Origin of the sequence: Acidovorax sp. (assembly GCF_027492855.1) — a bacterium.
Lineage (GTDB): Bacteria > Pseudomonadota > Gammaproteobacteria > Burkholderiales > Burkholderiaceae_C > Acidovorax.
Genome location: NZ_JAPUDY010000050.1, coordinates 56,312 through 78,271 on the forward strand (window position 1 = coordinate 56,312; position 21,960 = coordinate 78,271).

At 66.5% G+C, this 21,960-nt stretch carries 19 protein-coding genes; 12 read left to right on the forward strand and 7 right to left on the reverse strand.

Translation table 11 applies throughout. The features are described from left to right. The first annotated feature begins 80 nt into the window (after window positions 1-80). Entirely contained in the window at window positions 81-1,091 is a 1,011-nt protein-coding gene (locus Q0105_RS09550) for a tripartite tricarboxylate transporter substrate binding protein (RefSeq protein ID WP_298211126.1), read from the forward strand. 40 nt (window positions 1,092-1,131) lie between these two features. Beyond that, on the forward strand, window positions 1,132-1,914 hold the full coding sequence (locus Q0105_RS09555) for a GNAT family N-acetyltransferase (protein ID WP_298211128.1): 783 nt from the start codon (window positions 1,132-1,134) through the stop codon (window positions 1,912-1,914). A gap of 77 nt (window positions 1,915-1,991) precedes the next feature. On the opposite strand, the gene Q0105_RS09560 is transcribed toward Q0105_RS09555, so the two are convergent. The 3 genes from Q0105_RS09560 to Q0105_RS09570 all read right to left on the reverse strand — a co-directional run bounded on the left by Q0105_RS09560 (window position 1,992) and on the right by Q0105_RS09570 (window position 5,069). Beyond that, window positions 1,992-2,657: a methionine ABC transporter permease gene (locus Q0105_RS09560; RefSeq protein ID WP_298211131.1), complete on the reverse strand. Its 666-nt coding sequence runs from the start codon at window positions 2,655-2,657 to the stop codon at window positions 1,992-1,994. A gap of 14 nt (window positions 2,658-2,671) precedes the next feature. Further along, window positions 2,672-3,718 carry a methionine ABC transporter ATP-binding protein gene (locus Q0105_RS09565; protein ID WP_298211133.1) on the reverse strand — a complete coding sequence of 349 codons (1,047 nt, stop codon included), beginning with the start codon at window positions 3,716-3,718 and terminating at the stop codon, window positions 2,672-2,674. Window positions 3,719-3,872: 154 nt separating this feature from the next. Continuing rightward, window positions 3,873-5,069 (reverse strand): MFS transporter, encoded by a 1,197-nt coding sequence (locus tag Q0105_RS09570; RefSeq protein WP_298211135.1) that lies wholly within the window; start codon window positions 5,067-5,069, stop codon window positions 3,873-3,875. A gap of 199 nt (window positions 5,070-5,268) precedes the next feature. Here Q0105_RS09570 and Q0105_RS09575 point away from each other — a divergent pair, with 199 nt between their 5' ends. The 6 genes from Q0105_RS09575 (at window position 5,269) to Q0105_RS09600 (ending at window position 13,659) form a co-directional block, all read left to right on the forward strand. Further along, on the forward strand, window positions 5,269-6,228 hold the full coding sequence (locus Q0105_RS09575) for a LysR substrate-binding domain-containing protein (protein ID WP_298211137.1): 960 nt from the start codon (window positions 5,269-5,271) through the stop codon (window positions 6,226-6,228). Window positions 6,229-6,403: 175 nt separating this feature from the next. After that, the gene (locus Q0105_RS09580; RefSeq protein ID WP_298211139.1) at window positions 6,404-8,002 is read left to right on the forward strand and encodes an AMP-binding protein; all 1,599 of its coding nucleotides are present in this window, start codon (window positions 6,404-6,406) and stop codon (window positions 8,000-8,002) included. A gap of 21 nt (window positions 8,003-8,023) precedes the next feature. After that, window positions 8,024-9,250, forward strand: a complete 1,227-nt coding sequence (locus tag Q0105_RS09585; RefSeq protein WP_298211141.1) for an acyl-CoA dehydrogenase — start codon at window positions 8,024-8,026, stop codon at window positions 9,248-9,250. A gap of 84 nt (window positions 9,251-9,334) precedes the next feature. Then, window positions 9,335-10,330 (forward strand): tripartite tricarboxylate transporter substrate binding protein, encoded by a 996-nt coding sequence (locus tag Q0105_RS09590; protein WP_298211143.1) that lies wholly within the window; start codon window positions 9,335-9,337, stop codon window positions 10,328-10,330. Between the two features lie 252 nt (window positions 10,331-10,582). Then, entirely contained in the window at window positions 10,583-11,371 is a 789-nt protein-coding gene (locus Q0105_RS09595) for a hypothetical protein (protein WP_298211169.1), read from the forward strand. Beyond that, window positions 11,368-13,659 (forward strand): ATP-dependent DNA helicase, encoded by a 2,292-nt coding sequence (locus tag Q0105_RS09600; protein ID WP_298211145.1) that lies wholly within the window; start codon window positions 11,368-11,370, stop codon window positions 13,657-13,659. The genes Q0105_RS09595 and Q0105_RS09600 overlap by 4 nt, the downstream gene beginning before the upstream one ends. Before the next feature lie 63 nt (window positions 13,660-13,722). Here the strand turns inward: Q0105_RS09600 and Q0105_RS09605 are convergent, their stop codons facing one another. Further along, complete coding sequence (locus Q0105_RS09605; RefSeq protein WP_298211147.1) at window positions 13,723-15,234, reverse strand: tripartite tricarboxylate transporter permease; 1,512 nt, start codon at window positions 15,232-15,234, stop codon at window positions 13,723-13,725. A 10-nt stretch (window positions 15,235-15,244) separates the two neighbouring features. Next, window positions 15,245-15,667, reverse strand: coding sequence for a tripartite tricarboxylate transporter TctB family protein (locus Q0105_RS09610; RefSeq protein ID WP_298211149.1), 423 nt, complete (start codon window positions 15,665-15,667; stop codon window positions 15,245-15,247). Window positions 15,668-15,818: 151 nt separating this feature from the next. Between Q0105_RS09610 and Q0105_RS09615 the strand changes: the two genes are divergently transcribed. From Q0105_RS09615 to Q0105_RS09630, 4 genes are read left to right on the forward strand one after another with little or no spacing between them, the layout of a single operon-like run. Next, window positions 15,819-16,517, forward strand: a complete 699-nt coding sequence (locus Q0105_RS09615; protein ID WP_298211151.1) for a response regulator transcription factor — start codon at window positions 15,819-15,821, stop codon at window positions 16,515-16,517. After that, a complete protein-coding gene (locus tag Q0105_RS09620) occupies window positions 16,501-17,952 on the forward strand; it encodes a sensor histidine kinase (protein WP_298211153.1) in 1,452 nt (483 codons plus the stop codon). Before Q0105_RS09615 ends, Q0105_RS09620 begins: the two co-directional genes overlap by 17 nt. 48 nt (window positions 17,953-18,000) lie before the next feature. After that, window positions 18,001-18,582, forward strand: a complete 582-nt coding sequence (locus Q0105_RS09625; protein ID WP_298211155.1) for a hypothetical protein — start codon at window positions 18,001-18,003, stop codon at window positions 18,580-18,582. Window positions 18,583-18,606: 24 nt separating this feature from the next. After that, window positions 18,607-19,662: a DMT family transporter gene (locus Q0105_RS09630; RefSeq protein ID WP_298211157.1), complete on the forward strand. Its 1,056-nt coding sequence runs from the start codon at window positions 18,607-18,609 to the stop codon at window positions 19,660-19,662. A gap of 42 nt (window positions 19,663-19,704) precedes the next feature. Here the strand turns inward: Q0105_RS09630 and Q0105_RS09635 are convergent, their stop codons facing one another. Further along, entirely contained in the window at window positions 19,705-20,100 is a 396-nt protein-coding gene (locus Q0105_RS09635) for a hypothetical protein (RefSeq protein ID WP_298211159.1), read from the reverse strand. A gap of 45 nt (window positions 20,101-20,145) precedes the next feature. Further along, the coding region (locus tag Q0105_RS09640; RefSeq protein WP_298211161.1) for an efflux RND transporter permease subunit at window positions 20,146-21,960 on the reverse strand (1,815 nt) is incomplete at its 5' end.

Here is a 21,960-nt window from a genome sequence, read left to right on the forward strand (position 1 = left end):
CGGATCTGTATTTTTGAACGCATATCAGTATCACAACAAATACCCCAGCGAACAGAACACAACCCTATCGGAGACACACCATGAACCGCCCTACCCCCTTCCCCTCCACCCTTCCCCGCCGCCCGCTGATGGCCCTCGCGCTTGCAGCAGCCGCCGCCTGCCTGCTGCCCGGCACGGCCACCCACGCGCAGCAGGCCTGGCCCGCCAAGCCGGTCACCATCGTCGTGCCCTTTGCAGCGGGCGGCACCACCGACGTGCTGGCGCGTTCGCTGGGCGAGAAGCTGAGCACGGCCTTGGGCCAGCCAGTGATCGTGGAGAACCGGGGCGGCGCAGGCGCCACCATTGGCGCCGACTACGTGGCCAAGGCCCCGGCCGACGGCTACACGCTGCTGATGGGCGCGGTACACCACACCATTGCCACCAGCGTGTACAAAAAACTTGGCTACGACTTTCAAAAGAGCTTCGCCCCCATCACCACCGTCGCCCTGGTACCCAATGTGCTCACGGTGAGCGCAGCCAACCCGGCCAAGAACGTGAAAGAGCTGGTGGCCCTGGTGAAGGCCGCGCCCGACAAATACTCCTACGGCTCCAACGGCGCGGGCACGGCGCAGCACCTGATCGGCACGCAGTTCTCCACCGCCATCGGCGCGCCCGTGCTGCATGTGCCCTACAAAGGCAGCGGCCCGCTCACTACCGACCTGTTGGGTGGACAGGTGTCGATGTCGTTCGACACCATCACCCCCGTGCTACCCCACATCAAGGCTGGCAAGCTGCGCGCGCTGGCGGTGACCACGGCCAAGCGCTCCTCGTCGCTGCCAGACGTGCCCACCCTGCAAGAGAGCGGCTTTGCGGGCTTTGACATCGGCACCTGGTTTGGCGTGCTCGCACCCGCCCGCACGCCGCCTGAGGTGGTGGAACGGCTGAATGCCGAGATGGTCAAGGTGATCCAGTCGCCCGACTTCAAGAAGCGCATGCACGACATCGGCGCCGAGCCCATCGGCAACACCCCAGCGCAGATGGCCGAGCAGATTGCCAGCGACACCGCGCGCTTTGCCAAGCTGGTAGTGGACAACAAGATTTCCACCGACTGAACAGACCGTCCAGCAGTTGGCGAGTTGGTATAACCCGGTGATGACCGACCCCGCCTTCGCCCCTGTATCTGCATCCACCCCCATCGCGCTCATCCGCGCCCTGGAAGAGCGCGCCTTCAACGCCTGGCCCGCGCACCAGACGGTGTTCCACCGGGGCTGGGTGTTCCGAATGTCGGGCGGCTACACCAAGCGCGCCAACTCAGTCAACGCGCTGGTGCCCGGCGCGCCGTTCGACGGCGTGCGCGAGGCGGCGGCAGCCTTGTATGCTCGGCACGGGCTGCCCGCAGTGTTCCGCATCTCGCCACTGGCCCCTGCCGAGGCAGACCAGGAACTGGCCGATGCGGGCTACCAGCATTTCGACCCATCATTGGTCCTGCACCGCCCGCTGGACCTGGGCAGCGTGGGCAAGCGCGACGGCGACACTGTCGTCAGCACCACCCCATCAACCGCTTGGCTGGACGGTTTTGCAGCGGCCAACGGTGTGCCTCAACACCACCGCGCCCTGCACCACCGCATGCTCAACAACATCGCCCACCCCGCCGCCTTTGCACTGCTGCAAGGCCCGCAAGGCCAGCCCGTGGGCTTTGGGCTGGCCGTGCTGGAGCGCGGCGCCGTGGGTCTGTACGACCTGGCCGTGGCGCCCGAGCACCGTGGCAGCGGACGCGGGCGGGCACTGGTGCAGGCCCTGCTGCACTGGGCCGCCGAGGCCGGGGCGACCAGCGCGTACCTGCAGGTACGCGCGCAGAACGCACCCGCGCTGGGGCTGTATGAGGCGATGGGGTTCAAGACGGCCTATGGCTACCACTACCGGGTGCCGGGTTGAGAGACTTCAGATGAAATCGGCACCTAGCGCTTACTCAACAAGCGCCAACAGCTATTAATTTAATAGCAAAACTCTCTTTATCGGTGGCTCAGCCTGCGCACCGCCCAGTCGCCCAGGCTCTGCACCGCCTGCACGAAGAAGATCAGCACCAACACCACGGCCAGCATGATCTCGGGCAAAAAGCGCTGGTAGCCGTAGCGGATGCCCAGGTCGCCCAGGCCGCCGCCGCCAATGGCTCCGGCCATGGCCGAGTAGCCGGTGAGACTCACGAAGGTGATGGTCAGGCCTGCCACGATGCCAGGCAGCGCCTCGGGCAGCAGCACTTTCCACACGATCTGGCCGGTGGTGGCGCCCATGGCCTGGGCAGCTTCCACCAGGCCGTGGTCCACCTCGCGCAGGGCGGCTTCAACCAGGCGGGCCACGAAGGGCGCAGCGGCGATGGTGAGCGGCACCACCGCAGCGGCCGTGCCGATGGACGAGCCGGTGATGAAGCGCGTGAACGGGATGATGGCCACCAGCAAAATGATGAAGGGCGTGGAGCGCACGGCATTGACCAGCCAGCCCACCAGCTTGTTCAGCGGGCCGTTTTCAAGCACGCCGCCCTGGTCGGTGAGGCGCAGGAACACGCCCAGCGGCACGCCCAGCAGACCACCCACCAGGCCGGAGATACCGACCATGACGAGCGTCTCCCACAGCGACGAGGCAAACAGATCCAGCATGGCTGGGGTGAAGTTGTTGAACATGATTTTTCTCCCTCTCAGCCCTGTACGGCGACTTCTTCGACTTCGACACCACCCGCGCGCAAATGCGCCACGGCGCCGCGCACGCTGTTGGCCTCGCCGCTGGCATACACGGCCAGCGAGCCAAAGGTCTCGTCCTGGATCTCATCCACCTGGCCGTGCAGGATGCTCATGTCCACACCAAACTCGCGGATCAACTGCGACAGGATGGGTTGGTAGGCGCTATCGCCCGCGTACGACAGGCGCAGCAGTTGGCCCGTGCGGCCCGCGCCCAGCTGGCCCGCAAGCTTGCGCACATGGCCCAGCACGCTGGCAGGCAGCTCCTGCGGCAATATTTCGTCGATCAAACTTTTGGTGATGGCCTGCTGCGGACGCGTGAACACATCCAGCACACGGCCCTGTTCCACAATGCGGCCCGCTTCGATCACGGCCACGCGGTCGGCCACCTGCTTGATGACCTGCATCTGGTGGGTGATGAGCACCACCGTGAGGCCCAGCTCGCGGTTCACCTGGCGCAGCAGGTCGAGGATGGAGCGCGTGGTCTCCGGGTCCAGCGCAGACGTGGCCTCGTCGCTCAGCAACACCTTGGGGCGGCTGGCCAGCGCGCGTGCAATGCCCACGCGCTGCTTTTGCCCACCGCTGATTTGCGCGGGGTAGCGGTCGGCCAGATGGGCCAGGCCCACCAGTTCGAGCAAGGGGTTCACGCGCTCGCGAATGGCGGCTTTGCCCATGCCCGCCAGCTCCAGCGGCAGCGCAGCGTTGTCAAACACCGTGCGCGAGGACAACAGGTTGAAATGCTGGAACACCATGCCGATGTCACGGCGGGCCTCACGCAACTGCGCTTCGCTGAGCTGCGTGAGGTCGCGCCCATCCACGATCACCTGGCCCTTTGAGGGCCGGTTGAGCAGGTTGATCACGCGCACCAGCGAGCTTTTGCCCGCGCCGCTTTTGCCGATAATGCCGAACACTTCGCCCGGCGTGATGTGCAGGTCAATGCCGCGCAGGGCCTCGACCGGGCCTTGTGGGCCCTGGTAAATCTGGGTGATACCCCGTAAGTCGATCATGAAAAACAAAGGGCCGCCCCGCACGAAAGTGCGCGTTCGGCCCATGGACACAAAGATTAGGGAATGTACTATTGCGTCATAAAAAATCCAACTATAGAAAAATTGAGTAATAAGACATCAAAGTTATTTGGATAGGCGCGCTCTGCAAGGCGTGCTACGGCGCGCCCCGCCCCTTGACCCTGCGCGACACCACCATCCCCAGCACCACAACCAGGCATGCAGCCACCGAGAACACCTGCGAGATAAAGCCCCGATCCACGCTGGCCCCCACCGTCAGCACGCCCACGGATTGACCCAAAAACAGCAGGCAGGCAAACAGCGTCACAGCCGTGCCGCGCGCCTCGGGCGCCATCTGCGTGGCCTGTACCTGCAAGGTGTTGTGCAGCATGTAAAACCCCACCCCGGCCAAAAAACAACCCAACGCCGCCCAGGCCGCCACGGGGCCCCAGGCCAGCAGCAACAGGCCCGCGGCGATGAGCGAAGCGCCCACCAGCACCAAACCGCGCTCACCCAGCAGCGCCAGCCAGCGGCGCGCCAGCAGGCTGTACACCAGCCCGCCCAAGCCGTACAGCACCATCACCCCGCCTGCCGCCGAGGCCGACAGGCCATAGCCATCGGCCATGCGCGCGGGCACAAAAGCCAGCGTGCCAAAGCCCAGGGCACCTTCCACCGCCACCACAGCCAGCACCCAACGCACCTGCGGCATGCGCAGCAAACGAGCAGTGCTGGCCAGGTAGGCCCGCAGCGAGAACGCGGGCGGCACCGGCGCACCTTCGGCCAGTGCCGGTGCCTGGGCCGCCACCACCCGCAACTGGCGCAGCAGCATGGAGGCCGCCACCACGAACAGCACCGACAGAACCACGAACGCGACGCGCCAACCCAAAACCTCGACCGCAAAGCCGCCGAACCATTGCCCGGCCATCATCCCCGAGACCGTGGCCACCATGAGCTGGGCCAGGGTCTCCTGGCGCTGCTCATAGGGCACGTTGTCGCCGATCCACGCCATCGACAGCGGAATGATCCCTGCCGCCGCCGCCCCCATCAACGCCCGCGAAGCCACCAACACTGGCAGCGTCGGCGCCAGCGCCGTCACCCCGCTGAACACCGCGCAGGCGAATGTGGCACTGATGATCACGCGCACCTTGCCAAACCGATCGCCCAGCGGGCCGTAGAAAAGCTGGAGCACGCCATAGGCCACGGCATACGCCGAAATCACCGCCGAGGCATCGCCCGTGGTCACCGAAAACTCTTGCGCCAGCGACACCAGCATCGGGTCGCACACACGCATGGACGCCATGCTGCAAAAGGCCGCCAGGCTGATCAGGCGCAGCATCGAGGAGGAAGAAGTCATGCACCGATTGTGCTGCGACGGTGTTCGGCGCGCGGGCGCCAGGGTGCATGCACCTGTATTGCGAGGGCAGCGCTTGCCAGGATGAGTCGAAGAAGGAGGAAACGCGTGGGATCGTTGCAGGTTGCACAATGGGCAGTCACTTCGGCCACCGCCCTGGCCCACATTCCGCTTCAATCAACACTGCCTATCCCGAAGAACCATGGACCTGCGAGCGCTCCGCTACTTCATCGCCGTGCTGGAGGCGGGCAGCCTCTCGCGTGCAGCGGGCTCGCTCTACATCGCGCAGCCCGCGCTCACGGCGCAGATCAAAAAGCTGGAGAGCGAGCTGGGCGCGCAGTTGTTTGAACGCTCGCACGCAGGTGTCACCCCCACGCCCGCCGGGCAGCAGTTGTACGAAGACGCGCGCCGCCTGCTGAGCGATGCCGCTGCCATGCGCGAGCGCATCCAGAACCTGCCGCAAGGGCCAGAGGGCTCGGTGACGATTGCCGTGCCCTTTCTGCTGTCGTCCCTGCTGATGGGGCCGCTGCTGGCGCACCTGAAGGCAACACACCCGCGCATCCGCGTGTTTGTGCTCGACGACCTGAGCCTGATGGTCAAGAAAACCATGCTCGACCGGCGCGCGGACATCGGCATCCTGGTCGATGCCGCGCAGGTGGAAGGCCTGCGCTGCCGCCCGCTGGCGCGCGAGGCCATGTACTTTTGCGGACACGACCCTACCGGCGCCGTGCGTGCACTGCTGCATCCCGCTGCGCCAGGGGCTGCGGGCCGCCCCACCATCGACTTTGCCGACGCAGTCGCCCAGCCGCTGGTGCTGCAATCGCGCCGCTTCTCCATTCGTCGTCATGTGGAGGAAGCCGCCAGCGCACGCGGCGTGGCGCTGAACATCGCGCACGAGCATGACTCGGCACGCGTCATCCGGTCGCTGTATGCCTGCGGCGCAGGCTTTACCTTCACACCCGCCTGCGCCATGGGCGACGCTTTGCCCACCACGCCCGACTGGCTGGTGGCCCGCGTAGTCCACCCCGAATTGGTGCGCAGCTACACCCTGGCCACCGCTGCGGACCGCGAGGCGGATGGCGTGATGCAGGTAGTGCAAGACGCGCTGCGCGCGGTGGTGCGGGATCTGATCGCCTCAAAGCGCTGGGAAGCCGCCACCTGACAGGCGGGCAGATAGATAGGTCGGTGAGGACGCCACGCAGCACGCCGCATCCATCAATTGGATTGATACCTCACCATCAGCAATCGGTATTTCCCTGATACCCCGTCTTCTGGAACAGTGTCCCCATGCCCCGCACACAACGGGCCGGGGCCCGCACTTCAGGACAGGAGACAGCATGACAACCAATCCCCCCATGGCCCGGCGCCTGGTCGCCAATGTGGGCGCCCTGGTCGCCCGCAGCGCGCGTGCGCACGGGCCACGCGTGGCCGTGACGAGCCCCGCACGCAGCGTGACCTATGCCGAGCTGGAACAGCGCTCCAACCGCCTGGCCAATGCCTTGCTGGGCCTGGGCCTGGCGCGCGGCGACCGCGTGGGTATCTACCTGCCCAACTGCGTGGAGATCGCCGAGATCGAAATCGCCTGCTACAAGGCCGGGCTCATCAAGGCACCGTTCAATGCGCGCCTGTCGCCCGCAGAGGTGGGTGCGGTGGCAGCCAATGCCGAGGCCACGGTCATCATCACCACAGCCGATCGCGCTGAGGCCATTGCGCCGCATGTGCGTCAGGCCATGCCCGGCGCCGGACCGATGGTGCTGCTGCTCGACGGCCCGGCCGACACCAGCTACGAGGCTCTGCTGGCCCGCGCCAGCGACAGCTTCGCACCCGTGGCGGTGTTCGCCGATGAAGTGGCCGTGCTGCACTACACCTCGGGCTCGTCGGGCGTGCTCAAGGCCGCGATGCAGACCTTTGGCAACCGGCTGGCGCAACTGCGCAAGTTCCTCATCCGATCCGATGGGCAGCAGGCCGGGCACATCCTGGGCCTGGTGGGGCCCATCACCCATGCATCGGGCATGCAGATCGTGCCCGCGCTGTGCCAGGGCGTCACGATCCGGCTGTTCAACGGCTTCGAGCCCGCGCGCTTCATTGCCGACATGCGCACCGACCGCGTCACGCACACCTTCATGGTGCCCACCATGATCAACATGCTGCTCGCCGAGCTGGAGGGCCAGTACCGCCCCCTGCCCGACCTGCTGCGCCTGGGCTACGGCGCCGCGCCCATGGCGCCCGCGCGCATCCTGAAGGCCATGGACGTGTTCGGCCCCATCCTGCAGCAGGGCTACGGCGCGGGCGAGACGACCTCGGGCGTGTGCGGCCTGTCGGTGCAGGACCATCTGTTTGCCCGCGCCGCGCGGCCCGAGCGCCTGGCATCGTGCGGGCGGCCGTTTCTGGAATCCGATGTGCAGGTGGTGGGCGACGACGGCCAGCCCGTAGGCACAGGCGAGATCGGCGAGATCGTGGTGCGCGGCGAAGACATCTTTGCGGGCTACTGGCGCGCGCCTGAGCTGACGGCCGAGGTGCTCAAGGACGGCGCCTACCACACGGGAGACCTGGCCCGCATGGACGAAGAAGGCTTCGTTTACATCGTGGACCGCAAGAAGGACATGGTGATCAGCGGCGGCTTCAATGTGTACCCGTCCGAAGTGGAAGCTGTGCTGTATCAACACGACGCGATTGCCGATGCCTGCGTGTTCGCAGTGCCCGACGACAAATGGGGCGAGGCCGTGGCCGCGCATGTGGTGCTCAAGCCCGGCCGCGCGGCGGACGCTGCCGCCAGCGCCGCCATCGACACCTTCTGCGCACAGCACCTGGGCGGGTTCAAGCGGCCCCGGCGCATCGAGTTTGTGGACACGCTGCCCAAGAACCCCAACGGCAAGGTCATGCGCCGCGCCGTGCAGGCCCCCTACTGGGAAGGCCGGGGCCGGATGGTGAACTGACGCTGAAACGGAATTCTCGACATGAACAACGACATCACCTCCCCCATTCCCGCGCCCCTGTTTCCCGGCATGCCCTTCGAGGGCTCGCCGCAGGCCGCCGAGCTGATAGTGCGCATCAACGAATACCTGTATGGCGAGCTGGCCGCGCTGGTGCGCGAGCACGGCATCGACCATGAACACAGCCCCAGCAAAGAGCTGCTGCAACAGGTGTGGAAACGCTCGCACGCACTGGGCTTCTACGGCATGACGCTGCCCAAGCAAATGGGCGGCATGGGCCTGTCGGTGCTGGACCATGTGCTCGTCAAGGAGGCCATCTACGCCAGCGGATCGCCGTTTGCGCCCCATGTGTTCGGTGAACTCAGCGGCCCGCCGCGCGTGGGGGCGCTGGCGCGCGTGGCTACACCGTTTCAGCTCGAACATTTCATCGCCCCCGTGGCGCGTGCCGACATGGCGATCTGCTTTGCGCTCACCGAGGCCGAGGCGGGCTCGGACGCAGGCAACGTGCAGACCCGGGCCGTGAAAGACGGCGACCACTACGTCATCACCGGCGAAAAGCGCTTCATCTCGGGCTCGCCCTTTGCCGACTATGCGGTGCTGATGGCCTCCACCGCCACCGACGCAGACCCTGACCCGAAAAAACGCGAGGTGACAGCCTTCTTTGTGGACCTGCATGCGCCCGGTGTTCGTGTGGAGTCAGGCTACAAGACCATGGCCGGGCAAACGAGCACGGGCAACATCATCCTGGAGGGCGCGCGCGTGCCCGCCACACACCTCATCGGCGAGCCCGGCAGGGGCTTGGCGCTGGCCCTGGGCCGCATCACCGTGAACCGCCTGCTGCACTGCCCGTCCATGCTGGGCCTGGCCCAGGTGGCGCTGCGCGACGCACGCGATTACGCGCTGTCGCGCAAGCAGTTCGGCAGACCCATTGGGCAGTTCCAGGCCATCCAGCACATGCTGGCCGACATGGCCACCGACTGGGCCGCCGCGCGCGGGCTGATGCTGGCCACGGCACGGCAGATCGACGCGGGTGGAGAGCCCCGTGCCCAGGCCTCGATGGCCAAGCTGTTCTGCTCGGAGGCGGCTTTCCGCATTGCCGACCGCGCCGTGCAGATCCACGGCGGCGAAGGCATCGTGCAAGGGCGGCGCGTGGAGTTCTTGTTCCGCATGCTGCGCATGTACCGCGTGCTCACCGGCACCAGCGAGATCCAGCGCAACACCATCGCCAAGGAGCTGCTGGCACTCCCCTGATCGTGGCCGTGTTGCCCCAGCGGCATGGCGACATGGCGACAGGCGGCAAGCCCATTCACTGAAACAATCCACAGGAGACAAAACATGAAAACCACTGCATACGCCCCTCTGCGTCGTCGCACCTTCATCGCACAGGCCGCCGCCGCCAGCCTGCTCCCCGCTACCTGGGCGCATGCCGCCGAGCCCTGGCCCAGCCGCACCGTCAAATGGGTAGTGCCCTACCTGGCGGGCACCGGCCCGGACACCACGGCCCGCATCGTCGCCGAGGCCGTGGCCAAAGAGCTGGGCCAGCCTGTGATCATCGAAAACCGGGGTGGCGTGGGCGGCAACCTGGGCGCGCGCCAGGTGGCCAAGGCAGCCGCCGACGGCTACACCTGGATCTACTCCAGCGCACCCATGGCGGCCAGCATGCGCATGTACAAGGCGCCGGGCTATGACGTGTTCAAGGACTTCCGCCACGTCATGGGGCTCACCACCTCCGACACCACGGTCATCGTGCACGCCAGCTCCGACATCCGCACGCTCGACCAACTGCTCGCCCGCATGCGCGCCGAGCCCGGCAAGATCGACTACGCCTCGGGGGGCATCGGCACGCCATCGCACCTGGGCGTGGAATTGCTGCTGAGCGTGGCCCAGGTCAAAGCCACCCACATTCCCTACAAAGGTGCCTCCGAGATCGTGAACGCCGTCATGGGCCAGCAGGTGACCTTTGGTGGGCCGATCACCTCCGTGGCGTACCCCAATATCCAGGCAGGCCAGTTGCGCGCATTGGCCGTCACCGGCCCCCGTCGCAACCCCATGCTCCCGGACGTGCCCACACTGGCCGAGTCGAACATCCCCGGCGTGGAACTCACATCGTGGGGCGGTGTCTCGGTGCCCACGGGCACGCCCGACGCCATCGTGGCGCGCATGCGCACCGCCTTCGACGCCGTGCTCAAGCAACCCGCCGTGGTGACTGCGTTGGAACAGCAAGGCGGCCAGATGTTCGTGCAGGACAGCGAAACCTACACACGCGCTTTTGCCAAAGAAATGAGCTTCACCGAAGCCATGATGAAGAAAGCACGGTTGGAGCCGATTTAAGGTGCTGTGCTTTTTAGGTGGCTTGATTTACTATAATTTTGATAGCTTTTAGCGCTTATTCCATAAGCGCTAAGGCCCATTTCGATCTAAAATTTCAGCCACATACTTGGCCTCTGGATACGCAAAGCCATGGCGGGCAGATGGAAGATGCTGTGATTAAAATCAGTATCCAACCAGCCTCTCAGCCCCATGACGGCGCAGCCCTCCCAGCCCCTTCCCATCACGCTCACCCGGTTTCACCGCACACGCCTGATGCAGATCTGGCGCTCGGCCGGATGGCCGTGCAAAGACGGGCTGGAGATCGATCTGCTGGCCGCCGGGCTCATTGCGCAGCGTGCATCGCCCGAAGGGTGCGAAACCCTGCAGCTCACCGATGAAGGCATCCGCACGCTGGCCCTGGCGCGCCAGCGCAGCGTGCGTGCGCTGAGCGCCCACGACCGGCTGGGCCAGAAGTTTGCCGCGCAGTTGCTGGCCAGTGGCCGCATCGTGTGGGCCGAGCTGTCGCTGCGCGCTGTGATCGACGGGCCCGCCATGCCGCTGCCACCCAACCCATCGCTGCCCGCCCCGGCCATGGCCCCGTTGTGGAGTGACGACGAAACGCCCGCCACCCGCGCCGCCGCCCACCTGTGGCGCATGGCGCGGCCCGACCTGTTCTCGGTGCGCAATACCTCGGTGCCCGCCTACCTGCAGCCCATGGTGCACGAGATCAAGGCCAGCCGCGCCGACCTGCTGTCGGACCTGCGCCACGACGCCAAGCGCCAGGCCTACCAGTGGCTGTGCGAGGAGTGCTACTACGTCTTTCCGGCAGGCATTGCCGAGCCCGAAGAGATCCCCGAGCACTTTGGCATCTGGGTGCTGCAAGGCGGGCTGGACACGGGCCGCTTCGAGTTGCTGCGCCCCGCGCGCCACCAGCCCTGCACCCTGCCCTTTGCCGTGTGGATGGCCCTGTGCAAGGCCACGCCACTGCGCAGCGACGAGGACAGGGCCCAGGCGCTATTGGGCGACACGGGCTCGCCGCCCCCCGGCGCCGAGGCGCCATGACCTACACCGTGGCGGTGCGCGAGCTGTGTGAGTTCACCGCCAAGCAGGGCGACCTGGACCTGCGCTTCACGCCCGCCCCCACCGCGCTCGAAGGCATGGCGGGCCATGCCGTGGCCGCATCGCGCCGGGGCGCAGACTACTGCGCCGAGGTGCCGCTCAGCGGCAGCTACCAAGCCCTGCGGGTGCGTGGCCGGGCCGATGGCTACGACCCTGCACAGCAGCGCATCGACGAGGTCAAAACCTTCAAAGGTCGGCTGGACCGCCAACCCGCAGCCCATCGCCATCTGCACTGGACGCAGGCCAAGGTCTACGGCTGGCTGCTGTGCGCGCAAGAGCAGCTTGCGCACATCGACGTGGCGCTGGTGTACTTTGACATCGGCTCGCAGCAAGAGACGGTGTTCACCGAACGCTGCAGCGCCGACGATTTGCGCGAGCACTTTGAGGCCCAGTGCCAGCGCTTCATCGCCTGGGCTGAACAGCAGACGGCCCACCGCGCGGCACGCGATGCAGCACTGACCGCCCTCACCTTTCCCTTCGGAGGCTTTCGCACCGGCCAGCGCCCCCTGGCCGAGGCCGTGTACAAGGCCGCAGTAGCTGGCCGCTGCCTGCTGGCCCAGGCGCCCACGGGCATCGGAAAAACCATGGGCACGCTGTTCCCGCAGCTCAAGGCCGCGCCTGCGCAGCAAATCGACAAGCTGTTCTTCCTGGCCGCCAAAACCTCCGGGCGGCAGACGGCGCTTGATGCCCTGGCGCGGCTGGCCGACAGTGCGCCCTCCCTGCCGCTGCGCGTGCTGGAGCTGGTGGCACGCGACAAGGCTTGCGAACACCCAGACAAGGCCTGCCACGGCGAATCCTGCCCGCTGGCCCAGGGTTTTTACGACCGCCTGCCCACCGCCCGCGCCGCTGCCGTAGCGCATGGCGCCGCACTGCACCAGGCCCAGGTGCGCGAAGTGGCTTTGCAGCACCAGGTCTGCCCTTATTACCTGAGCCAAGAGCTGGCCCGCTGGGCCGACGTGGTGGTGGGCGATTACAACTACTACTTCGACCTGGGCGGCCTGCTGCACGGCCTGGCCCAGGCCAATGGCTGGCGCACGGCCCTGCTGGTGGACGAGGCGCACAACCTGGTGGAGCGCGGCCGCAAGATGTTCAGCGCCGAGCTGCACCCCACCACGCTGGCCGAGGCCCGCCGCAGCCCCAGCGCCGCACGCCATGCTCCGGTGAAAAAGGCGCTGGACAAGGTGCGCCGCGCCTGGGTGGCGCTCGACAAGGAGATCGACAAGGCGCACAGCGGCAACTACACCGTGCTGGAAACCTTCCCCGACAAACTGCTGGCCGCGCTGCAGCAGTGCGGCAGCACCCTGGGCGAACACTTCGCAGAACACCCCACCGAGCCCGATGCCGCGCTGCAGGCCTTCTACTTCGATGCGCTGCACATCGTGCGCATGGCCGAGCTGCTGGATGCGCATTCGATGGTGGACCTCAGCCTGCCCCCGGCTTTACAGGGCAAGGCTGCCAAACCGGGCGACTCTGTAGTCTGCATTCGCAACGTGGTGCCCGCGCCCTTTCTGCAGCCCCGGCTGGCCGCCACGCACACCAGCACACTGTTCTCGGCCACGCTGCAGCCCGCGCGCTACTACGCCGACCTGCTGGGGTTGCCTGCCGACCACCTCTGGATCGATGTCGAATCGCCCTTCCACGCCCAGCAATTGCAGGTACAGGTGGCGCGCCATATCTCCACACGCTACCCACACCGCGCGGCATCGCTGGCGCCCATTGCGGCGCTGATGGCACAGCAGTTTCGTGCACGGCCCGGCAACTATCTGGCGTTTTTCAGCAGTTATGACTACCTGCAACAGGCCGCTGCCTTGTTTGCGCAGCAGCACCCCGATGTGCCGCACTGGTGCCAGTCGCGCCGCATGCTCGAGGCCGAGCAGCGCGAGTTTCTGGCCCGCTTCACCGACGCCAGCCAGGGCATTGCGTTTGCAGTGCTGGGCGGCGCGTTTGCCGAGGGCATTGACCTGCCGGGCCAGCGCCTCATCGGCGCCTTTCTGGCCACGCTGGGGCTGCCGCAGATCAACCCCGTCAACCAGCAAATCCGCGCGCGCATGCAGGCGCTGTTTGGTGCGGGATATGACTACACCTATCTCTACCCCGGCCTGCAAAAGGTGGTGCAGGCTGCCGGGCGCGTGATACGCACGCCCAGTGACGAAGGCGTGGTGCATCTGATGGACGACCGGTTCGGGCAGGCCCAGGTGCGGGCGCTGCTGCCGGGATGGTGGGGGTTGTGATCACAAAAAAAGGCCGGCCACATCCACTGCGACCGGCCCTTGGTTCACTTTTCAGGGCAATGACTATGCCACCGCAGGCGCCACCGCCAGCTCCTTGGCCTTGCCGCGCTCGCGGAAGAACGCAAAGGTCTGCCACAGGATGAACACGGTGATCAGCCCGATCAACGTGCCGCTGATGGGGCGGTTGATGAAGACCTCGAAGCTGCCACGCGACAGCAGCATGGAGCGGCGGAAGTTCTCTTCCAGCATCGGACCGAGGATGAAGCCCAGCATCAGCGGCGACGGGTCCATCTCCAGTCGCATGAACAGGTAGCCCAGGGCACCGAACACCACGGTGATGAACACATCATCAAGGTTGTTGTTGATGCTGTAGGTGCCGATGCAGCAGAAGAAAAGGATGGCCGGGAACAACACGTTGTACGGAATCTTGAACACCGACAACCAGTAACGCACCAACGGCACGTTCAAGATGAGCAGAAAGCAGTTGCCGATCCACATGCTGGCCACCAGGCCCCAGAACAGCTCGGGGTGGCCCGCAATCATGTTGGGGCCGGGCTGGATACCCTTGATGATGAAGGCGGCCATCATCAGCGCCATCACTGCGTTCTCGGGGATGCCGATGCTCATCAGTGGGATGAAGCTGGTGCGCGCGGCAGCCTCGTCGGCCGCGGCTTGCCCTGCCACACCCTCGATACAGCCGGTGCCGATCTCGTGCTTGTACTTGCTGACCTTCTTGTCGAGCGCGTAGGCCGCGAACTGGGCGATTACCGGGCCACCGCCGGGCAGGATGCCCAGGATGGAGCCCACCACGCTGCCGCGAAGGGCGCTCGGGATGATGCGCTTGAACTCGGGCCAGGTGGGGATCAGCTTGATCTTGCCGTTGAAGGGCGAACGCTCCTCGCGCGAATCCAGGTTCTTGGCAATTTCGGCAATGCCGAAGCACCCAAGCGCAATGCTCACGATGCCCACGCCGTCGGTCAGGAAAGCCATGTCCAGCGTGAAACGGGCCAGGCCGCTGTTCACGTCGGTACCGATGGAACCCAGCAGCACGCCCACCATGCACATGGCCAGGCCGTTGAGCAAGCTGCCCGTGGTTACAAAGCTCACGCACACAAAGCCCACGAGCATCAGCGCGCAGTAGTCAGCCGGGCCGAACAGAAAAGCCACTTCACCCAGACTGGGCGCCAGGTAAGCCAGCACCACGATGGCCACCGTGCCCCCAATGAAGCTGGAGACCCCGGCCGTGAACAACGCGAGCCCCGTCTTGCCCTTGAGCGTCATCTGGTAGCCGTCGATACACGCCACGATGCTGCTCGCGTGCGGGATCTTCATGGTGATCGCGCTCACGCTGTCGCCGTATTGCGCGCCGTAGTAAATGCCGGCCAGCATGATGAGTGCGCCGGTGGTGTCGATGGAGTAGGTCAGCGGCAGCAGCAAGCTGATGGTGGCCAACGGGCCCAGGCCCGGCAACAGGCCCACCAAGGTGCCCACGGTGCAGCCCAGGGCGCAGAACATCAGGTTCTGCAGCGTGAGAGCGTGGCTGAAGCCAAACGCGAGGTTGTTCAGGACTTCCATGGCAGCGACCTCAGTACAACGGCAGGCTCACGCCCAGCAGTTTTTGGAATGCGAAGGCAATGCCCACAAGCACTGCGGCGATCTTGAGGTTGCGCACCACCGAGTACGAGGTGCCCGCAAACCCGGAGCAGAACACCAGGAAGACGATGCCCGCAATCATGTTCACAAAGTGCGACAACGCGGCAAACCCGCACAGGCTGCCCAGGATGATGGCGATGTTGCGGACCTGGAAGTCCATCGGCACCGGCGCCACCAGGCGCGCGCGCACCACCGTGATGACACCGATGGCAAACAGCATGCAACTCACGATGAAGGGGAACATTCCGGGCCCGGCGCGGCTCAGCGACCCCAGCGAGTAACCCATCGACGGCAGGCCAAAGCCCAGCGCCAGGGCCATGAGGACAAAGCCTCTGACTAGATTGCGGTTGATCATAAAAATGTGTCTCCTGAAAGGCTGGACGGCCCTCTCGGCCTGCACGAATGCGGCCCGATGCTGGGGTATGCTGACGGCCGAACTATCCCCATCGAACCTGATCGCAGGCTGATCTCGGCCATGCGTAATTTCACGTAGAAGCAGCCTTGCCATGCGCCTCCTCCTGGTGGAAGACGACCCCGTGCTCAGCCGCACCATGGCCCAGGGCCTTGAAAATGCAGGCCACCGCGTCGAGCAGGCCCACACCGTGGAAGAAGCCCAACACTGGTGGGCCGTGCAGGCGTTCGATGCGGTCTTGCTGGACCTGAACCTTCCGCACGCCGCACACGCACGCAGCGGCCTGGGCAGCGGGCTCACCGCCCTGCGCAGCGCCCGGGCACGCGGCGACCGCACACCGGTGCTGGTACTCAGCGCACGCGACAGCACCGAAGAACGCATTGCCGGGCTGGATGCCGGTGCCGACGACTACCTGGGCAAGCCCTATGAGCTCAAGGAGGTGGAAGCCCGCCTGCGCGCGCTGCTGCGGCGCGCCAGCGGCACGGCCGACCTGGTTGCCATCGGCCAATTGCTGCTTGACCGGCAGGCCCGCCGCTTCAGTGTGGCCGGGCAGCCGCTGGAGCTGCCCGCGCGCGAGTTCGAGCTGCTGTGGGAGCTGATGACCCCGCCGGGCCGCGTGCTCAGCAAAGGCGATCTGTCGGCACGGCTGTCGGATGCAGGCGAAGTCCTGGGCGAGAACGCGCTGGAAGCCTCGTTCTCCCGCCTGCGCCGCCGCATCGCAGGCAGCGGCGCCGCCATCCGCACGCTGCGCGGGCTGGGCTATGTTTTGGAAGACGATGTCGGCCGCGCCTGACCGCCAGCCCCCCGCACTGCGCCAGCGCATCGGCCGCCATGTGCTGCTGTCGCTGGTGCTGATCTGGGGGCTGGGCAGCGCCGTGGTGCTGGGCGTGGGCAATCATTTCGTGGCCGAGGCCTTTGACCGCGCTTTGCTGGACGACGCCCACGCGCTGGCCGCGCATGTGCACAGCGGCCAGAGCGGCGACCGCGCGGGCGAGCCCCTGCGCCTGGACCTCACGCCACGCGAGGTCGGGTTGCTGCGCTTTGACCAAAGCGAAACCGTCTGGTTTGCGGTGTACGGACCCGACGGCGCGCTGGTGGCAGGCGACAGCCACCTGGCGGCGGGCACCGTGGCGGCTGGCAGCACCCATGCGTTCTCGCAGCTTGCGCACGAGGGGCGCGATCTGCGCCGTGTCAGCCTGCGCATTGACGGGCAGCCCCCCTTCACCGTAGTCATGGCCCAGACCACCGCAGAGCGCACGCACCTGCTGCGCAGGCTGCTGGCCTACTCGGGCCTCGCGCAGTTGTGGCTGCTGGTAGCGCTGGGCTCGTGGCTGCTGCGTGGCATCGAGCGCGACCTGCGCCCACTCACAGAGTTACAGAACGCGGTAGATCACCGCGACGCTGCCGACCTGCAACCACTGCCACCAGCCCTCACGCAGCAGGCCGCCACACGTGATGTGCAGCGCCTGGGCGAAGCCCTCGACCGCCTGCTGGCGCGGGTGCAGCAAAGCCTGCATGCGCAGCGCGAATTCGCGGGCAACGTAGCGCACGAGCTGCGCACCCCGCTGGCAGGCATCCGCGCCCAGGCGACGCATGCGCTGGCGCAGAACGACCCCGCCGTGTGGCGCAGCGAGCTGGAAGGCATTGCCCAGGCCGAGCAACGCGCCAGCCGCACGGTGGACCAGCTCCTGGCACTGGCCCGCGCGGCCGAGGGTGGCATCGCCCTGGCGCTGCAGCCCCTGGCGCTGGACGCCCTGGTGCGCGACGTGCTGCTGCGCTACCTGCCACGTGCCGACGCACTGGGCGTAGACCTGGGTGCCGAAGGCCTGGACCAGGCCGTGGAGGTGCGCGGCAACGCCGCGCTGATCGAAGGCATCCTGAACAACCTGCTGGACAACGCCCTGCGCTACGGGCACGGCCAGCCGCCCCGCATTACCGTGGCACTGCACACCGAGGCAGACCATGCAGTGCTGCGCGTGACCGACAACGGCCCCGGTGTGGGCGCCGCGCTGGCCGAGCAGTTGCAACAGCGCTGGACACAGGGCGCGCAGGGGTTGCAACTTGGGCAGGGTGCGGGGCTGGGGCTGTCCATCGTGGCACGGTATGCGCAGCTTATGGGAGGCCAGTTCACACTGGGCGCGGCAGAGCCCCAGGGGCTGGCCGCCAGCGTATGGCTGCCACGGGCACAGCCAGCCGCAACCACCGCTTCCCCGGCAGCCGCCCAATGACTTGACGCGTATCAAGATGATCTGCCAAAGCACGGCCACAATCACCCAGTGCCAATCATCTACAGCCCTTCCCCTACCTCCGCCCTTTCTCACTGGCCGCAACAGGCCGCCGCCCTGGCCTTCGCGCTCTCGGCACTTGCGTTGACCGGGTGCGACCGGATCACCGGCGAGCCCAAGGCAGCGCCCGCCGCGCCGAGCATGGCCGAAACCGATTTCGACGCCCTCGTGGCGGCTTGCACGCAGTCGGTGGCGGGCAGAACCGACAGCGTGCGCGCCACCGAAAAAGGCGAATGGACCAAGGTGGGCCACAGCCCGGCCCTGGTGCAGCGCGAGGTCACGCGCACCGAATCGCCGATCACGCCCTATGTGGGCAAGATCGTCATCAAAGACAACGAGGCGCGCGCCACCGCCCCCACCGAGGCCGAAGCCCAGACCATCACACTCACACCCGCGCACCTGCTGTCCAACCGAACGCACACCTTCGTCTATCGCTTCGACGGCAAGACATGGCACTGGAACAACGGCTCACGCTTTACCAAGACGCCTTCGCAGAGCGACACCACGGAGGCGCTCTCGCAGGCCGATGTGTCGGTGCCAGCCGAGGGCTTTGCGGGCTGCCTGCCGCGCTGACGCCTGCAGATCCTGCCTTCCCCCATGTCCCTCGCCCCAGCACTCCCTGCCCTCGGCGCGGCCATCCTGTTCGGCGCCAGCACACCGTTCGCGAAGCTTTTGGTGGGAGACACCCCACCGGTACTTCTGGCGGGGCTGCTGTACCTGGGCAGCGGGCTGGGCCTGGCACTTTTGCTGATGGCACGGCGCGGGGTTCAAGGGCCTGGCGCAACATCCGGCGCCTTGCGTATTCCTCGCCACGACGTCCCTTGGCTGCTGGGTGCCGTGGTGGCCGGGGGCATCCTCGGACCCGTGCTGCTGATGCTGAGCCTCACCCGCACGGGCGCGGCATCGGCCTCTTTGCTGCTGAACATGGAAGGGGTGCTGACGGCGCTGCTCGCTTGGTTCTGGTTCAAGGAAAACGCCGACCGCCGCATCGTGCTGGGCATGGCGGCCATCGTTGCTGGCGGCGCCCTGCTGTCCTGGGAGCCCGGCGGCGCCACGCTGTCCTACGGCGCCCTGTTGGTTTTGGGGGCTTGCGCCTGCTGGGCCATAGACAACAATCTGACCCGCAAGGTAGCCACCAATGACGCCCTGCTGATCGCGTGCATCAAAGGCCTGATCGCGGGCACCTGCAACACCGCCGTGGCCTTGGCGGCGGGTGCGCAACTGCCGGACGCTAGCGGTCTTGGCGCAGCGCTGGCGGTCGGGTTCGCGGGCTACGGCGTGAGCCTGGCACTGTTTGTGGTGGCGCTGCGCACGCTGGGCACCGCACGAACAGGGGCGTACTTCTCCGTGGCCCCGCTGTTTGGGGTGGTGGTATCGCTGCTGCTGTGGCCGTCTTTGCCGGGCCCTCTTTTCTGGTTGGCTGCGGCACTGATGGCGCTGGGCCTGTGGTTACACCTGCAAGAGCGCCACGAGCATGAGCACACGCATGAGCCGCTGGCGCACGTGCACCGCCATACGCACGACGAGCACCACCAACACGCCCATGAATTTCCGTGGGATCCCGCACGGCCCCATGCGCACCACCATGTGCATGCGCCCATCACCCACAAGCACCCCCACTACCCGGATATCCACCACCGCCATACACACTGACGGTGTGGCGCACTACGGGGACAGTTCCCCCCGTAGTTGGCCTTACTTGATCACGAACCGCACATTGGCGGCCTTTTTGCCTGGCAAGGTCACCAGCGCCACCACCTTGGTGCCAGCCGCCACCTTGAAGCTGCCCTTGGACTGCAACACGCCCTCATTGTTGGGCGCCAGCACCACTTCTGATTTTTCAGCGCCCTGCAGCAGCGTCAGCCGGGCGCTGGCGCCCTGCACGCTCACGGGCTTGCCGTGGTCTCGCACATGGAGCGTGATGGTGTCGGGCTGGGCGACCAGCTCGTAGTCCATGTCATTGCTTTCGGCCACCACGCCGCCATGCAGCGGCTTGTGGTCGTGGGCATGGTTGCCAGCCGCGTAGGCCGTGGCGCTGCTGGCCAGCAGCACAAGTGCACCCAGAAGTTGGGGGATAGAGTTCTTTCGCATGGTGTTCCTTTCAATGGATAAAAAACAAACGGGGGACAAAAAAAATCAGAAGGCCTCGGCGTTCTTGTCGTCGAGCAGGCGCTCGGCGTCCTTGCGGCCAAAAAGCCAGAACATCGCCGGGGTGAGGAAGGTGTCGAGCAGGGTCGAGCTGATCAGGCCCGAGAAGATGACCACGGCCACGGGGTTGAGGATCTCCGTGCCCGGGCGCTCGGCCTCGAACAACAAAGGCGCCAGCGCAAAGGCCGTGACCAGCGCGGTCATCAGCACCGGGCTCAGGCGCTCCAGTGAGCCGCGCACGATCATGGCGTGGTGAAAGCCCTCGCCCTCGATGCGCATCAGGTTCAGGTAATGGCTGACCTTGAGGATGCCGTTACGCACCGAAATCCCCGCCAGCGTGATGAACCCGATGAGCGCCGCCACCGACAGCGGCTGGCCCGAGATCCACAGCCCCAGCACCGCCCCCACCAGCGCCAGCGGAATGTTGGCCATGATGAGCAGCGACAGCGTGGCCGATTGGTAGCGGGTGTACAGCACCACAAACATCAGCACCAGCGAGACGACCGAGAGCATGCCCACCAGGCGGCTCGCTTCCTCCTGCGCCTGGAACTGGCCGCCCAGGGTCACGAAGTAGCCCTCGGGCAGCGGGGTGCCATCCACCACCTGGCGGATGTCGGCCACCACGTCGGACAGCGCACGCCCCTGGGCGTTGGCCGACAGCACGATGCGCCGCTTGCCATCGTCGCGGCTGATCTGGTTGGGGCCGTCGCCCTCTTCAATGGTGGCCACCCGCGACAGGGGCACGCGCCCACTGGGCGTCTCCAGCAGGATCTGCCCTAGCCCGTCCAGCGAGCGGGCACTTTCGGGCAGGCGCACCACCAGCGCAAAGCGGCGGCTGCCCTCCACGATCTGCGTGATTTTTTCGCCCTCCACCAGGCTTTGCAGAGCCGACAGGATCTGCGGCACCGGCACGCCGTAGCGCGCTGCGGCCGCGTAGTCCACCCGCACCGTGATCTGCGGCGCCAGCACCTGCTTTTCCACCTCCAGGTCGGCAAGGCCTGGGATCGCGGACAGCCGCGAGCGCAGCGCATCGGCCTGCCCGCGCAGCGTGTCCAGGTCTTCGCCAAACAGCTTGATAGCGATCTGCGAGCGCACGCCCGACAGCATGTGGTCGATGCGGTGCGAGATGGGCTGGCCGATGCCGATGGCGGCGGGCAGGCCCGACAGGCGGCTGCGGATATCGCCCTGGATCTCGGCCATGCTGCGCGTGAGCTCTGACGCGGGCAGCAGGCCCACGTCCAGCTCGCTCACATGCACGCCCTCGGCATGCTCATCCAGCTCGGCCCGCCCGCTGCGCCGGCCCACGTGGGTGACCTCGGGCACGGCACGCACCAGCACCTCGGCCTGGCTGGCCAGCGCCGCCGATTCGGCCAGGGTCACGCCGGGGTTGAGCCGCAGGCCGATGAGCAGCGTGCCTTCATTGAACGGCGGCAGGAAGGTGGTGGGAAACAGAGGCACCGCCGCCGCCGACAGCACAAACGCCACACCGCCTACGGCGATGGCCGCGCGGGGCCAGTTCAGCACAGCCTGCAAGCCGCCCTGGTAGCGCGCCTTGAGCCAGGCCACAAGCCGCGTGTCGCCATGGTCCAGCGTTTTCATGCGGGGCAGCAGGTAAAACGCCAGCACCGGCGTGACCGTGACCGACACCAACAACGACGCCAGCGTGGACACGATAAAGGCCACGCCCAGCGGCACGAACAGCCGCCCCTCAATGCCCGGCAGCGCAAACAGCGGCAGAAACACCAGCACGATGATGGCCGTGGCATACAGGATGCCCGAGCGCACTTCCATCGACGCGAGCTT

Coding starts and splice junctions, on each gene's coding strand:
- Q0105_RS09600 (WP_298211145.1), top strand. CDS start 11,368: ATGACCTACACCGTGGCGGTGCGCGAGCTGTGTGAGTTCACCGCCAAG.
- Q0105_RS09580 (WP_298211139.1), top strand. CDS start 6,404: ATGACAACCAATCCCCCCATGGCCCGGCGCCTGGTCGCCAATGTGGGC.
- Q0105_RS09605 (WP_298211147.1), bottom strand. CDS start 15,234: ATGGAAGTCCTGAACAACCTCGCGTTTGGCTTCAGCCACGCTCTCACG.
- Q0105_RS09615 (WP_298211151.1), top strand. CDS start 15,819: ATGCGCCTCCTCCTGGTGGAAGACGACCCCGTGCTCAGCCGCACCATG.
- Q0105_RS09630 (WP_298211157.1), top strand. CDS start 18,607: ATGTCCCTCGCCCCAGCACTCCCTGCCCTCGGCGCGGCCATCCTGTTC.
- Q0105_RS09565 (WP_298211133.1), bottom strand. CDS start 3,718: ATGATCGACTTACGGGGTATCACCCAGATTTACCAGGGCCCACAAGGC.
- Q0105_RS09590 (WP_298211143.1), top strand. CDS start 9,335: ATGAAAACCACTGCATACGCCCCTCTGCGTCGTCGCACCTTCATCGCA.
- Q0105_RS09550 (WP_298211126.1), top strand. CDS start 81: ATGAACCGCCCTACCCCCTTCCCCTCCACCCTTCCCCGCCGCCCGCTG.
- Q0105_RS09575 (WP_298211137.1), top strand. CDS start 5,269: ATGGACCTGCGAGCGCTCCGCTACTTCATCGCCGTGCTGGAGGCGGGC.
- Q0105_RS09570 (WP_298211135.1), bottom strand. CDS start 5,069: ATGACTTCTTCCTCCTCGATGCTGCGCCTGATCAGCCTGGCGGCCTTT.
- Q0105_RS09560 (WP_298211131.1), bottom strand. CDS start 2,657: ATGTTCAACAACTTCACCCCAGCCATGCTGGATCTGTTTGCCTCGTCG.
- Q0105_RS09610 (WP_298211149.1), bottom strand. CDS start 15,667: ATGATCAACCGCAATCTAGTCAGAGGCTTTGTCCTCATGGCCCTGGCG.
- Q0105_RS09585 (WP_298211141.1), top strand. CDS start 8,024: ATGAACAACGACATCACCTCCCCCATTCCCGCGCCCCTGTTTCCCGGC.
- Q0105_RS09595 (WP_298211169.1), top strand. CDS start 10,583: ATGCAGATCTGGCGCTCGGCCGGATGGCCGTGCAAAGACGGGCTGGAG.
- Q0105_RS09620 (WP_298211153.1), top strand. CDS start 16,501: ATGTCGGCCGCGCCTGACCGCCAGCCCCCCGCACTGCGCCAGCGCATC.
- Q0105_RS09555 (WP_298211128.1), top strand. CDS start 1,132: ATGACCGACCCCGCCTTCGCCCCTGTATCTGCATCCACCCCCATCGCG.
- Q0105_RS09635 (WP_298211159.1), bottom strand. CDS start 20,100: ATGCGAAAGAACTCTATCCCCCAACTTCTGGGTGCACTTGTGCTGCTG.